Annotated in this window: 14 protein-coding genes; 4 read left to right on the top strand and 10 right to left on the bottom strand. The window is 70.8% G+C overall.

All coding sequences use genetic code 11. The annotated features are described in order from the left end of the window. Positions 1 to 34: 34 nt before the first annotated feature. Both tsf and rpsB read right to left on the bottom strand, forming a co-directional pair. Positions 35 to 862 (bottom strand): translation elongation factor Ts, encoded by an 828-nt coding sequence (gene tsf / locus Q5716_RS09625; RefSeq protein WP_305002857.1) that lies wholly within the window; start codon positions 860 to 862, stop codon positions 35 to 37. Positions 863 to 892: 30 nt separating this feature from the next. After that, positions 893 to 1,942, bottom strand: a complete 1,050-nt coding sequence (rpsB, locus tag Q5716_RS09630) for a 30S ribosomal protein S2 (RefSeq protein ID WP_305002858.1) — start codon at positions 1,940 to 1,942, stop codon at positions 893 to 895. 295 nt (positions 1,943 to 2,237) lie between these two features. Here rpsB and Q5716_RS09635 point away from each other — a divergent pair, with 295 nt between their 5' ends. Continuing rightward, entirely contained in the window at positions 2,238 to 2,729 is a 492-nt protein-coding gene (locus tag Q5716_RS09635; RefSeq protein WP_305002859.1) for a murein hydrolase activator EnvC family protein, read from the top strand. A gap of 3 nt (positions 2,730 to 2,732) precedes the next feature. On the opposite strand, the gene Q5716_RS09640 is transcribed toward Q5716_RS09635, so the two are convergent. Further along, a complete protein-coding gene (locus Q5716_RS09640) occupies positions 2,733 to 4,817 on the bottom strand; it encodes an MMPL family transporter (protein ID WP_305002860.1) in 2,085 nt (694 codons plus the stop codon). Between the two features lie 69 nt (positions 4,818 to 4,886). Between Q5716_RS09640 and Q5716_RS09645 the strand changes: the two genes are divergently transcribed. Continuing rightward, positions 4,887 to 5,396, top strand: a complete 510-nt coding sequence (locus tag Q5716_RS09645) for a MarR family winged helix-turn-helix transcriptional regulator (protein WP_305002861.1) — start codon at positions 4,887 to 4,889, stop codon at positions 5,394 to 5,396. Here the strand turns inward: Q5716_RS09645 and Q5716_RS09650 are convergent. Next, positions 5,359 to 6,267 carry a tyrosine recombinase XerC gene (locus tag Q5716_RS09650; RefSeq protein ID WP_305002862.1) on the bottom strand — a complete coding sequence of 303 codons (909 nt, stop codon included), beginning with the start codon at positions 6,265 to 6,267 and terminating at the stop codon, positions 5,359 to 5,361. The two genes, Q5716_RS09645 and Q5716_RS09650, sit on opposite strands and share 38 nt — an antisense overlap. Before the next feature lie 57 nt (positions 6,268 to 6,324). On the opposite strand from Q5716_RS09650, the gene Q5716_RS09655 reads away from it, so the two are divergent. Further along, positions 6,325 to 7,116 (top strand): SDR family NAD(P)-dependent oxidoreductase, encoded by a 792-nt coding sequence (locus Q5716_RS09655; RefSeq protein WP_305002863.1) that lies wholly within the window; start codon positions 6,325 to 6,327, stop codon positions 7,114 to 7,116. Here Q5716_RS09655 and Q5716_RS09660 read toward each other — a convergent pair. From Q5716_RS09660 to Q5716_RS09675, 4 genes are read right to left on the bottom strand one after another with little or no spacing between them, the layout of a single operon-like run. Next, positions 7,113 to 8,033 carry a phosphodiesterase gene (locus Q5716_RS09660; protein WP_305002864.1) on the bottom strand — a complete coding sequence of 307 codons (921 nt, stop codon included), beginning with the start codon at positions 8,031 to 8,033 and terminating at the stop codon, positions 7,113 to 7,115. The genes Q5716_RS09655 and Q5716_RS09660 overlap by 4 nt on opposite strands. 9 nt (positions 8,034 to 8,042) lie before the next feature. Beyond that, positions 8,043 to 9,257, bottom strand: a complete 1,215-nt coding sequence (gene dprA / locus Q5716_RS09665; protein ID WP_305002998.1) for a DNA-processing protein DprA — start codon at positions 9,255 to 9,257, stop codon at positions 8,043 to 8,045. Positions 9,258 to 9,259: 2 nt separating this feature from the next. Beyond that, complete coding sequence (locus Q5716_RS09670) at positions 9,260 to 10,795, bottom strand: YifB family Mg chelatase-like AAA ATPase (RefSeq protein ID WP_305002865.1); 1,536 nt, start codon at positions 10,793 to 10,795, stop codon at positions 9,260 to 9,262. Then, a complete protein-coding gene (locus tag Q5716_RS09675; RefSeq protein ID WP_305002866.1) occupies positions 10,795 to 11,151 on the bottom strand; it encodes a YraN family protein in 357 nt (118 codons plus the stop codon). The genes Q5716_RS09670 and Q5716_RS09675 overlap by 1 nt, the downstream gene beginning before the upstream one ends. A 102-nt stretch (positions 11,152 to 11,253) precedes the next feature. Here Q5716_RS09675 and Q5716_RS09680 point away from each other — a divergent pair, with 102 nt between their 5' ends. Next, the gene (locus Q5716_RS09680) at positions 11,254 to 11,391 is read left to right on the top strand and encodes a hypothetical protein (protein ID WP_305002867.1); all 138 of its coding nucleotides are present in this window, start codon (positions 11,254 to 11,256) and stop codon (positions 11,389 to 11,391) included. On the opposite strand, the gene Q5716_RS09685 is transcribed toward Q5716_RS09680, so the two are convergent. Together Q5716_RS09685 and Q5716_RS09690 are read right to left on the bottom strand one after the other, a co-directional pair. Further along, positions 11,392 to 11,850, bottom strand: coding sequence for a hypothetical protein (locus Q5716_RS09685; RefSeq protein ID WP_305002868.1), 459 nt, complete (start codon positions 11,848 to 11,850; stop codon positions 11,392 to 11,394). Between the two features lie 9 nt (positions 11,851 to 11,859). After that, entirely contained in the window at positions 11,860 to 12,474 is a 615-nt protein-coding gene (locus tag Q5716_RS09690; protein ID WP_305002869.1) for a LysE/ArgO family amino acid transporter, read from the bottom strand. Positions 12,475 to 12,526 lie beyond the last annotated feature (52 nt).

Consider the following 12,526-nt stretch of genomic DNA (forward strand, 5'->3'; position numbering starts at 1 on the left):
CGCGATGCCGGGGCCCTTCGGTCGTGCGTGAGGACTACGCGCCGACCTTGAAGCGGGCGAAGCCCGTGACGGTCAGACCCGCGTCGCTCAGGACCTTGGCGATCGTGAGCTTGTTGTCCTTGGCGTACTCCTGCTCGAGGAGGGCGACCTGCTTGAAGAAGGCGCCGATGCGGCCCTCGACGATCTTCGGGAGGGCAGCCTCGGGCTTGCCCTCGCCGCGGCTGATCTCCTCGACGATGCGGCGCTCGTTCTCGACCTCGGCCGGCGGCACGTCATCGCGGCCCAGGTACTGGGGGTCGGCGAAGGAGATGTGCTGCGCGATCGAGCGGGCCGTCTCGGCGTCGTCACCCGTGTAGGCGACGACGACGCCGATCTGCGGCGGCAGGTCCTTCGACGTGCGGTGCAGGTAGACGGCGAACTTCTCGCCCGGGATGCGGACGACGCGACGCAGCTCCACCTTCTCGCCGATCGTGGCGGCCTGGTCGTCGATGACGCTCGCGACCGTTCCCCCCTCGAGCGGCACCGCGAGAGCGGCGTCGAGCGTCTCCGCGCCCGAGTCGGCGAGGGCGCCGAGCACCTTCTCGCCGAGGGCGATGAACTTCTCGTTCTTCGCGACGAAGTCGGTCTCGCAGGCGAGCTCGATGAGGGTCACGGCGGTCGCCGACTCGACGGCCGCGATGAGGCCCTCGCTCGTGGAGCGGTCGGCGCGCTTCGCGTTGCCCTTGGCTCCCTTGAGGCGCAGGATCTCCACGGCCTTCTCGATGTCGCCCTCGGCTTCGACGAGAGCGTTCTTGGTGTCGACCATGCCCGTGCCGAGTCGGTCGCGCAGGGCCTTGATGTCAGCGAGGCTGATGTCTGCCATCGGTGCTGTCCTTACTTGGGTTCGTGTCGTCTACTTGTCGTCGGACTTCGCCGCGGCCTTCTTGGCGGCGGGCTTCTTGGCGGGCGCCTTCTCGGCGTCGGTGGCCTCGGCCTCGATCTTCGCCTCGGTCTCCGCGTCGGACTCGACGTGGTGCTCGGGGACGACGGTCTCGTCGGCGGCGGCCTCGTGCTCGGCGGCGACCGCGTCGGCGTCGTTCTCCTCGACGGGTGTCTCGGCGGCGATCACCTCGGCGACGGCCTCAGCGGCGTTCGCGCCCTGGTCGACGGCCTCGATCTTCTCGGCGGTCGACGACGGGGTCTCCGACGCGGCGAGCAGCTCCGCCTCCCACGCGGCGAGGGGCTCGACGTCGGCGCCCTCCTCCGGCTTCTGGTGACGCTGGATGAGGCCCTCGGCAGCAGCATCCGCGATGATGCGGGTCAGCAGGCCGACCGAGCGGATCGCGTCGTCGTTGCCCGGGATCGGGTAGTGGACCTCGTCGGGGTCGGCGTTCGTGTCGAGGATGCCGATGACCGGGATGCCCAGCTTGTGCGCCTCGTCGACGGCGAGGTGCTCGCGCTTGGAGTCGACGACCCAGATCGCGCTCGGGGTCTTCGTGAGGTTGCGGATTCCACCGAGGGTCTTGTGGAGCTTGTCGAGCTCGCGCTTCTTGATGAGCAGCTCCTTCTTGGTGAAGCCGCTCTTGCTGCTGTCCTCGAAGTCGAGCTCCTCGAGCTCCTTCATGCGCGCAAGGCGCTTGGAGACCGTCGCGAAGTTGGTGAGGAGCCCACCGAGCCAGCGCTGGTTGACGTAGGGCTGGCCCACGCGGGTCGCCTGCTCGGCGATGGCCTCCTGGGCCTGCTTCTTCGTGCCGACGAAGAGGATGGTGCCACCGTGGGCGACCGTCTCCTTGACGAAGTCGTACGCCTTGTCGATGTAGGCGAGCGACTGCTGCAGGTCGATGATGTGGATGCCGGAGCGCTCCGTCAGGATGAAGCGCTTGACCTTCGGGTTCCACCGACGGGTCTGGTGTCCGAAGTGAACGCCGCTGTCGAGCAGCTGGCGAATGGTGACGACGGCCATGGCCGTGCTCCTTCTCTGGCACGCGGGGGTGCCGTTCTCAGTTGTCTTCCCGCCACCGGTCGGGGCGGAACCTGGTGTCCGGACGCAGCCCCGCACCGATTCGATGACTGATGGGGTTGTGCCGCGCTCGAGCGCATTCGGACACGCGAAGTCACCCCAGTTTCCCGAGGTGCTGGGACCATGGTACCACCCAGGCCCCTCGACTGCTCCCCACGATCCCGAGCGCGGGCGCAGCTGTGCACGGATCGCGCGACCGGGCAGCCGCGAGGCGCCGACCGGCGGGATGCTCGGCCTCATGCCTCATCGACTCCGCGCGCTGCTCGTTCTGCCGGTGATCCCGCTCCTGCTCCTGTCCGCGCTCCCGTCGGCGACGGCCGCCGACGCGCCGTCGTGGCGCTGGCCCGTGGTCGGTCCGCGCTCGGTACTGCGACCGTTCCAGGCTCCGCCTACGCCCTACGCCGCCGGCCACCGAGGACTCGACATCGCCGCACCCGATGAACGGCTGCTCGCCCCCGCGAGCGGGACGGTACGGTTCGCCGGCGTCGTCGTCGACCGACCGGTGCTGTCCATCGACCACGGCGGAGGCGTCGTGTCGAGTTTCGAGCCCGTCGTCGCCCTCGTCTCGCGCGGGGACGCCGTCGAGCGGGGCGAGACCATCGGCACGATCATCCCGGGTCACTGCTCCGAGACGTGCGTACACGTCGGCGTGCGGGTGGACGGGCAGTACGTCTCGCCGATGGCCTTCTTCGGGGGCATCCCCCGGGCGATCCTGCTGCCGACCCGCTGACGACTACTGGGGCCGCGCCGCGCTGCCCGTCGTGCGCACCTCGGCGGCGACCGAGATCGCCCGCCCCGGCCACCAGAACCGCTCCCCGGTGAGGAACGCGAGCGACGGAACGATGAGCGTGCGGACGAGGAGGGTGTCGAGCAGGACGCCGATGCAGACGATGATGCCGATCTGCGTGAGCGTGATCAGGGGCAGGACGCCGAGCACCGCGAACACCGCCGCGAGCAGGATGCCCGCGCTCGTGATCACCCCGCCGGTCGCCGCGAGGGCGCGCACCATCCCGCTGCGCGTGCCGTGACCGAGGGCCTCCTCCCGCGCACGGGTGACGAGGAAGATGTTGTAGTCGACGCCCAGGGCCACGAGGAAGAGGAAGCTGAACAGCACGACGTTGGTGTCGAGCGCCGGGAACCCGAGCAGCGACGTGAACAGCAGCCAGCTCGCCCCGAGGCTCGCGAAGAACGAGGCCACGACTGTGGCAAGGAGCAGCACGGGCGCCACGAGCGCGCGCAACAGGATGACGAGCACGAGGAACACGAGGGCGAGGATGAGCGGGATCACGAGATCCTGATCGGCCTGCTGCGCGGCGTTGACGTCGAGGGTCTGGGCGTCCAGACCTCCGACGATCGCGTCGGCGCTGGGCACCTCGTGCAGTGTCTCGCGGAGCGCTCGAACGGTCTCGAACGACTCCTCGGTCTCGGCCGCCGAGTCGAGGACCACATCGATCTGAGTGATCTCGCCGTCGCTCTCCCCGACCCGCACCGAATCGACGCCGGGCACGTCCTCGGCCGCGGCGACCACGTCGTCCACGGAATCGGCGTTCGCGATGACGACGGCCGGCGAGCCGCTTCCCGCGGGGAACGCCTCCGCAATGAGCTCTTGGCCGATCACCGCCTCCGGGACGGTCGTGAACCGCTCGGTCTGCGCGAGCCCCACCCGCACCTGCGTGGCGCCCAGCGCGAGGCCGCCGAGGACGAGGGCCCCAATGATCGCGACGACGACAGGCTTGCGGGAGACGAGCGATCCCAGGCGGAACCACACACCGCGCTCGGTGCTGCCCTCGCTGCCGACCTTCGGCACCGACGGCCAGAACAGTCCCCGACCGAACAGGACGAGCGCCGCGGGGAGCACGAGGAGCGCGAACGCCATGGCGATCACAACACCGGTCGCGCAGGCGAGGCCGAGTGCGCGGTTGCCCTCCAGTTGGGCGAACAGGAGCGTGAGGAGGGCGAGCACGACCGTGCCGCCGCTCGCGAGGATGGCCGGCCCGGCGCCGCGGAGGGCGCGGGCCATGGCGACTCGACGGTCGGGCTCGAGGCGGAGCTCATCGCGGTAGCGGGCGATCAGCAGGAGCGCGTAGTTCGTGCCGGCGCCGAAGACGAGCACGGAGAGGATGCCGGTGACCGAAGCATCCAGGGTTATTCCGGCGGCCGCGGCGACGCGAGTGGCGACGATGCGGGCCAGCCCGTCGGCGGTACCCACCACGATGAGCGGCACGAGCCACAGCCACGGGCTGCGGTAGGTGATCAGGAGCAGCACGATGACGACGGAGGCGGTGACGATGAGGAGGGTGACATCCGCGCCCTCGAAGACGGCGGCGATGTCGACCGCGAAGCCCTCGGGGCCGGTAAGGAGGGCGGACAGGCCGTCCGGAAGGTCGGCATTGGCGATGCTGCGGATCTCGTCAGCGCGCTCGGCCTGCTCGGCCACGTCGGAGATGACGTCGAGCGGGACGGCGAGGATGGCCGCGGTGCCGTCGTCCGAGACGGTGGGCGGCGGAACGAAGTCATCGGTGGAGAGCTCGGCGAGGTCCCCCGCCGCCGCCGTGATCGCCTCGAGGTCGGCGTCCGTCAGCTCATCGCCATCGCGCGAGAAGACGAGTAGTGCGCTCGTCGTGTCCGCTCCGGGGAGCGAGTCCTGCGCGGCGGCGACTCGTGCCGACTCGGCACTGTCCGGCAGCCCGACCCCCGGGGCCGTCTCGTCGGTCGCCCCCGAGCCGAGCGCGAAGACACCACCGGCGAAGAGCAGCGCGAGCACGAGGGGCACCCAGGATGTGCGGCGGGCGGTGAGGAAGGTCGTCAGTCGGCGCATGGCTCTCTCGGTTTTGTTAGATGGTCTAATTACTAACAGCTCGAACAACATAGCGGTAGACTGCTCGCCATGACAACTCAGCCGGAGGATGCGCCGTTCCGGCCGCGACCGCCGGTGCGACGCCCCACCGAACTCATCCGCGAGTTCCTCGACGTCAGCGAGGACTTCGAGGCCCACGTGGGACGCGAGCTCACCGTGAACCCCACCGACCTGCAGGCCATGCAGCACCTCATCATGGAGGGACCGCTCGGGCCGACGGAGCTCTCCCGGCGCCTCGGCATCTCCACCGCGGCGACCACGGCGGTGGTGGATCGACTCGTCGCGGTCGGGCATGCCCGCCGGACGCAGCATCCGAGCGACCGACGGGGAATCGTGATCGTCCCGGAGCCCGCCTCGGTCGAGCGCGCCATGGCGACCCTCATGCCGATGATCATGGGCATCGACGGCGTACTCGACGAGTTCGAGCCGGACGAGCAAGAGGTCATCACGGCCTACCTCGAGCGGGTGCTCGAGGTGTTCCGCGCCCAGTTGCCCGAACCGCCTACGACCGCGGGTGGGCCAGGCGGTAGCTCTCCTTGAGGCGCTCCGTCGAGACGTGAGTGTAGAGCTGGGTGGTGCCGAGGCTCGCGTGGCCGAGCATCTCCTGCACCGCTCGCAGGTCGGCTCCCCCGTCGAGGAGGTGGGTCGCCGCCGTATGGCGCAGCGTGTGCGGCCCCGACGGCCCCGACCCGGGCACCGTCGATAGCAGCCCGGAGACGAGGTCGTACACCGCGCGGCTCGTGATCCGTTTGCCCCGGGCGCCGACGAAGACCGGCGAGGCGGGAGCCGTCTCGTCGGTGAGCGCCTGGCGGGAGCGGTCGAGCCACTCGACGAGCGCTTCCTTCGCGGGGATACCGAACGGCACCACACGCTCCTTCGAGCCCTTGCCGAGCACCCGCACCGTGAGCCGGCCGAGGTCGATGTCGCCGAGATCGAGCCCCGTGAGCTCGCTCACGCGGAGGGCGGAGGCGTAGAGCAGCTCGACGACGGCGAGGTCGCGCACGGCGAGGGGATCGTGCGTGCTCGCCCGCTCGGCGACGCGCCGCAGGATGCCCGCCATCTGCTCGCGGGTGAGAACTCTCGGGAGGTGGTGATCGGACTTGGGGGCCCTCAGCCGCGCTGCCGCATTCGTCGGGGTGGCGTGGGTGCGGGCGAGCCACGACGAGAGGCTGCGCGCCGCGGCGGCGCGACGAGCGAGCGTCGACTTCGCGAGCCCCGACTGCGAGCCGTGCCAGAGCCAGTCCCGCAGCAGCTCGAGGTCGATGTCCTCAGCGGACTCGGCGCCGCGCTCGATCGCGAAGTCGACCAGCCGCACGAGATCGGATCGGTAGGACTTGACCGTGTTGGCGCTGAAGCCGCGCTCGGCCTCCAGGTGCACCGAGAAGGCGTCGATCACCCCGCTGAGGTCCATGACCCCATCGTGGCCCAGGGGGCGCGCCATCGGGGGATCAACGGTAGCGTTTTGCGGATGACAGAGCTCCCCGATGCCGACCGCCTCACAGCTCTCGTGACCGGCGCGACCGCGGGCATCGGGGCGGAGTTTGCGCGACAGCTCGCCGATCGCGGACTCGACCTCGTGCTCGTCGCCCGCGACGAGTGCCGACTGCGGGCATCCGCGGCGCAGCTCGCCGAGCGGTACGCCGTCGACGTCCAGGTGCTCGTCGCCGATCTGACGGTGCCTCAGGAGCGCGCGGCGGTGGAGGCGCGACTCGCGTCCGCGCCTATCCAGGTCCTCGTGAACAACGCGGGGTTCGGGCTTCCACTCGACTTCGATCTCAACCCGGTGGACGACGAGGTGCGCCAGCTCGACCTTCTCGCGACGGTTCCGCTGCGCCTGACCCATGCGGTGCTGCCGCAGATGATCGCGCGGCGCTCCGGCACGGTGATCACCGTCGCGAGCCTCGCGGGCTACGCGCCCCTGACGACGTACTCGGCCGCGAAGGCGTGGGCTGTCGTGTTCTCCCGCTGGGCGAACGCCTACTACCGTCCGGCCGGGGTGACGATCACTGCACTGGCCCCGGGCTTCGTGCGCACCGAGTTCCACGAGCGGATGGGCATCGCGCGGGAGAGTATGGCGCCGCGATGGTTGTGGCTCGAGGTCGAGCCGCTCGTGCGCGCGGCACTGCGCGACGCGGATCGGGGTCGAGCCGTCTCGATACCGAGTCTGCGCTACAAGCTGCTCTCGCTCGTGATGGGGGCGATACCGATGCGTCTCGTGACGGCGAACGCGCGCCGCACACGGTGGGCGCGACGCCGTTAGGATTGCTCGCCGCGGTTGAAGTCGGAGTCCTTGCGCGAGAAGACGTCCTGCCGCTGCTCGGGCGTCATCGCAGCGATCTGATCCCAGCCCGCGGCCGGCACGCCCGTGACCTCCGTCGTGTCGCCGACGGGGACGATCGAGTGCACGAGCTGCTGCTCGTAGACGTGCACGAGGTTGATCGACTGGCCGAAGTCCACGCCGGAGAGGATGCGGTCCTCGGCGCTGAGGTCGAGCGTGTAGCACGTGGCTGACGCGACCGAAACCGGGATGCCGGCGAAGGTCGAGTGCGTCGAGTAGTGGAGGTGCCCTCCGAGGATGGCCCGCACGTCCGTACCGCGGACGACATCGGCGAGGCGCTCCTGGTGCTGGAGCTCGAGCATCCCCATCGCCTCCAGCATGGGAGTGGGGATCGGCGGGTGGTGCACCGCGATGATCGTGCCGTGCGGGGCGGGCGAGCTGAGCACGTCGGCGAGCCAGTCCAGCTGGTCGTCGGTGACTTCGCCGTGATGATAACCCGGCACTGTCGTGTCGAAGGAGACGACGCGGAGCCCGTCGAGGTCGTAGACGCGGTCCTGCGGAGCATCGGACTCCTGGCCGAACAGGATGCGGGAGTACTCGGGGCGCTCGTCGTGGTTGCCCATGACCCAGATGATCTGCGCGTTCATCCGGGCCGCTGCGGGCTCGACGATCGACTTGAGCCGCTCGTAGGCGTCGGGCTCGCCGAGGTCGGCGAGGTCGCCGGTGAAGACGAGGGCCTGCGGCTGGGCGATGGAGCGCTCGAGCTGCTTGAGGGCGAGCTCGAGGTGGCCGAAGGTGTCGACCGCCCCGTAGAGCTTGCGGCCGCCCCCGAGGAAGTGGGTGTCGCTGATGTGGGCGAGAACGTGGGATGCGGCAGGGTACTGCCCGACTTGGATCACGCTCCCACCCTAGGTGCCGGATGCCGGTCGCGGCAGTACTCGGACCCACCCCCGTTCGCGCTCCCTGACACGCCCGTCGAGCTCGAGCAGCCCGAGCGCCGCGTGGACGTCGACGACCGAGAGCCCTGACCGCGCGGCGAGTTCCTCGGGACGTCGCGCGGAACGGTCGCTGAGGGCATCGAGCAATCGGATGACGCGGGGGTCGCCCGCGCTCCCCCGCGCGCTCTCGGGTAGCTCGACCCCGACGAGCTCGGCCATCTCGTCGGGACTCGTGACGAGCCGCACGTCGTGCTCGCGGATGACGCGGTGGCATCCCGCGGATGCTGCACTCGTGACCGGGCCGGGTACGGCGCCCACGGGTCGACCGAGCTGGAGCGCGTGGCTCACGGTGTTGAGGGCGCCCGAACGCCAGCCCGCCTCGACGACGACCGTCGCCTGACTCGCCGCGGCGATGAGGCGGTTGCGCTGCAGGAACCGCCACTTCGTCGGTTGCGCGCCGGGCGGGAGCTCAGCGATCACGCAGCCCCGCTCGACGATGCGGCTCAGGAGCGCCTCGTGGCCCGCGGGGTAGAAGCGGTCGACGCCGCCGGCGAGGAACGCGACGGTCGCGCCCTGGCTCGCGAGAGCGGCGCGATGGGCCATCCCGTCGATGCCGTACGCGCCGCCGGACACGATCGCGAATCCGCGGTCGACGAGCCCGGCGGACGCCTCCATGGTGACGTGCTCCCCGTAGCCGGTGGCCGCGCGGGCGCCGACGATCGCGATCGATGAGTCGAGTGCGGCGACGGCACCGCCCTGCCCGCGCTGCCACAGCGCGAGGGGGGCTGACTCCCCGAGGTCGTCGACGCCGGGGATCCACGAGTCCTCGCCCGGGATGCTCAGCCGCACCCCGAGGCGCACCGCCTGCCGCAGAGCCACCAGCGCTGTGGCCGACGCGAGCCGAGGGATCCATCGATCGAGTCCTGACTGGATGTCCCTCGGACCCAGCCCGCTGGGCGAGGCGGCTCGGGTGATCGCTTCGAGCTCCGAGCGCTCGACCAGGGCGGTGAGGGCGCCGGCGGCACCGAGCTCAGCCACGAGCAGCCCCGCCACGCGGTCGCCGGGCTCGGCGAGGCCTGACCACACCGATCGGGCGAACCGCTCCTCGATGCCGTCGCGGTCGAGATCGGGCGAGCTCACCGCGCGCACGAGTTCGGCGACCTCCGCCTCCTTGAGTCCGAACATGGTCACGTCGAGATCGCCCTCCTCAGGTACAGCGCCTGACCGAGGTGGTCGGCGGTCGGTTTGTCGGCGCCGGCGAGGTCGGCGAGCGTCCACGCCAGACGCAGGACGCGGTCGTAGCCGCGCATCGTGATGCCGCCGCGCTCCAGTGCGCGGTCGATGTCCACGGTCACTGCTGGCGGCAGCCGCATGCCCGGGGCACGTAGCCACGCTCCCGAGGCCTGGGAGTTGAGGCGCCACGGGGTTGCGGCCAGTCGCGCGGCGGCGGCCCCACGGGCTGCGGCGACTCGGGCCCGGGCATCCGCCGTGGTGAGGCGTGGGGCATCCTGCGCCGTGCGCAACTGGGCGGCGGTGATGCGCGCCACGCGGAACTGGATGTCGATGCGGTCGAGCAGCGGACCCGAGAGCCGCCCCAGGTAGCGCCGTCGTGCCATGGGCGGGCACGAGCACTCCGAGTCGCGAGCGCCGTACTGCCCACACGGGCACGGGTTCGCCGCCATGACGAGTTGCACCCGCGCCGGATAGGTCGCGACTCCCCCGGCGCGATGGATGGTGATGACACCGGACTCGAGGGGCTGGCGCAGCGCGTCGAGCGCGGACGGCGCGAACTCGGGCGCCTCATCGAGGAAGAGGACGCCGTCGGATGCCCGAGCGATGGCGCCGGGCCGAATCAGCCCGCTCCCGCCGCCGACGAGGGCAGCAGCCGACGCAGTGTGGTGCGGTGCCTCGTAGGGCGGCCGCGTGATGAGCGAGTCCCCGACGGGCAGGCCCGCGAGCGAATGGATGGAGCTGACGTCGAGTGCGGCACGCGCGTCGAGATCGGGTAGCAGGCCGGGCAGTCTCGCGGCGAGCATCGTCTTGCCCGCGCCTGGCGGCCCCAGGAGGAAGACGTGGTGGCCGCCCGCGGCGGCCGCGAGAAGCGCCTCGACCGCGTCCACGTTGCCGATGACCTCGGCGAGATCTCCGCCGGCGGTCTCCGGCGCGGGCGCGGCGGGACGAGCGATCGCCTCGACGGGCTCTGGCTCAAACTCTCCGCCGTGCCAGATGGCCGCGTCGCGCAATGAAGCGACGGGGACGACGGCGATATCCGGCACGAGCGAGGCCTCGTCGGCATTGGCCGCCGGCACCATGACGGTGCGGTAGCCAGCGGCGGATGCCGCGACCACGGCGGGCAGGATGCCCGACACCGGCCGCAACCGGCCGTCGAGCCCGAGCTCCCCGAGGTGCACCACCCGATCGATCGACTCGGCGGACACCGCGCCGTCCGCCGCGAGGACCGCGACGGCTATGGCGAGGTCGAAGCCCGATCCGTGCTTGGGCAGCGAGGCGGGAGACAGGTTGACGGTCACGCGGTGCGACGGGAACCCGCATCCCGAGTTCACCGCGGCCGCGCGCACCCGGTCGCGCGCCTGCGACAGTGCCGCGTCGGGCAAGCCGATGATGACGACCCCGGGCAGATTGCTGGAGATGTCCGCCTCGACGTCGACGACCGCTCCCGAGAGCCCGGCGAGCGCGATCGCGTGCGTGCGCCCGAGCGCCATCAGAACACCCCCTCGAGGTGCTCGACGGTCACACGCCCCTCGCGCGGCGCGATCACCGCGACCGCGTCGATGCGGATGCTGCGCCAGTGCCCCGGGTGCGCCTCGCACCACGACGCCGCGAGTTGCCGCAGCCTCGCGAGCTTGCCCGTCGTTATCGCCTCGAGCGGATGCCCGAACCCGAGCCCCGACCGCGTCTTGACCTCCACGATCACGAGGACGTCGCCGTCGCGGGCCACGAGATCGATCTCGCCCCGAGCGCACCGCCAGTTGCGCTCGATGATCGTCAGCCCCTGCGCCGTCAGATGCTGGGCGGCGATCTCCTCGCCGCGGCGGCCGAGGACGTCTTTGGTTGCCATGCCTCCAGGCTGGGTGACAGGAACCCACTCGCGGCGCGGGCGGAGGGAGACCGTGGACTACCGTTGCCTCACCGACGGTGTGAGGGAAGGGAGGGAGTCACCGTGATCGGGCTGAGCCTCGTGATGGGGTTCACCGACTCGCCGTTCTCCTTCGGGGTCGCTGCCGTCGGCGTCGCTCTCGAGGTGTTCTTCGTCCGGGTCATGATCCGGGCGTGGCGCGGCGACTTCGACGCGACGTGACTAGGCCACGAGCATCCCGACGAGCCCCGTGACCACGGCAGCGAAGACGACGATGTCCGTCCACGTCGCGACCGTCTCGTCACGTCCCTTACCCCGCTTGGCGACGTGCCGGAATCCCGCGAGCCCGAGGTACAGCGCGCCCGGCAGCGCGCCGAGGTAGCCCCACGCCGGGATGAACGGCGCGACGAGCGCGACCGCGCCGAGGCACAGGTTGGCGAACCCGAGCTCGTGCACGACCTGCTCGGCTCCCTTGTCCTCGATACCGAGGATGCCCTGCGCCGTGCGAGCAGGGTTCGCGAGCTGACTGATCCCCGCGACGACGAGCCGCGTGCCCACGCCCCAGAACGCCCACCAGATCCCGAAGACGACGAGGGGATGCCCGCCCGCGACCACGAGGTGGATGAGGCCCGACACGAGCGGCAGCACGAGGGTCTGCAGCAGCACGAGTGCGCTGTACATGGCGGGAGGTTAGTGCCCCCAGAGCCCCACGATCAGGCTTACCGCGATCGCGATCATCACCACGGCGATGAGGCCGTCGAGGATGCGCCAGGACGCCGGCCGCGCGAACAGGGGCCGGAGCATCCGCGACCCGAAACCGAGGGCGCTGAACCACGCGACGCTGCCGAGGGCCGCGCCGAGCGCGAACCACCAGCGGTCGTCGCCGTGGGTCGCTCCGATGGAGCCGAGCAGCACGACCGTGTCGAGATAGACGTGCGGGTTGAGCCACGTGAGCGCGAGCACGGTGAGTACCGCGGAACGCAGCGAGATCGGAGACCCGGCGGGATCGGTGTCGAGCGCCCCCGGACGAAACGCGCGCATCGCGGATCGAACGCCGTACCAGGTGAGGAAGGCGGCGCCCGCGATCCTCACCACGACGAGCAGCCAGTCGGCCTGTTCGATGAGCACGCCGAGCCCAGCCACGCCGAGGGTGATGAGCACGGCATCCGACAGCGCGCAGATCGCGACGATCACGAGTACGTGCTCGCGGCGCAGACCCTGCCGGAGCACGAAGGCGTTCTGGGCGCCGATCGCGACGATGAGCGACAGGCCGAGACCGAGACCGGCGAGGAGGGAGGCGAGCACCCGACCCACGCTACGGCTCGACCAACGACCAGTCCAGCTACAGTTCCTAATG

This window comes from Antiquaquibacter soli, assembly GCF_030580675.1.
GTDB classification, from domain to species: domain Bacteria; phylum Actinomycetota; class Actinomycetes; order Actinomycetales; family Microbacteriaceae; genus Rhodoglobus; species Rhodoglobus soli.